We start from the raw sequence: 701 nt of genomic DNA, 5'->3' as shown, positions 1-701 counted from the left end.
GTCCAGCTTACCCGTGTGCGAATCTCGATAAAGAAATGGATACGCTTCATCACTGCTGCTGTACGTGATCGTTAAGTTACTTTTATGATTACGACGGTATGCCACCAGCAACTTGTCGTTGATGTGATACGGGTTTTTTGATGCCACAGAACGAATGTTTTTACCGCTCTGCTCCCATTCAAGAATTTTGTCGATGTTGTCGATCAGTTTCTGGTTGTCTAGTGAGGCGATAAAACTCACCTCCTCTTCTTGCAGCCAATTCGGAATATCGACAATTCCTTTCACAATATCATTAGCATCAAGGTATTCGGTAATGCCCACATAGGTGTAAATCAACGCGTTAGCTTTGCCGCGTCGAACGTCATCAAAGGCTTCTAAACGCGTTTTCACATAGATAATGTTGTCGATGCCCTGCGAAGTTAGATTGTCGCAGTACACGCTACCTTCCACACACACCCATTTGATATCGCGAATATCACGATCTTTATAGCTAGCATCGCGATACCAAGCAGCGATGGTGCTGGAGAAAAAGGGTTTCGAGAACAGAAAACGCTTCTCTCTTTCTGGCGTTTTGCTAAAACCCACAGCGCCATCAATCACACCGTTTTCAACATCGTTAAGCAACGGCGGAATGTGTTGATAAGCGCGCAGTTCTAGGTTGAGCCCAAGAACCTTCGCGATGTTAGAGAGATAATCGAGGT

1 protein-coding gene is annotated in these 701 nt (G+C 45.1%); it reads right to left on the bottom strand.

Annotated features, from left to right (window positions below):
- Positions 1-701, bottom strand: a 701-nt coding sequence (locus tag R8N49_RS27225) for a substrate-binding periplasmic protein (protein WP_318190463.1), incomplete at both ends; no start/stop codon positions are given.

The sequence above is a fragment of the Vibrio sp. 1978 genome (assembly GCF_033344345.1).
Note: the sequence above shows the minus strand (reverse complement) of the source record. Positions and strands in the feature narration are given on the sequence as shown.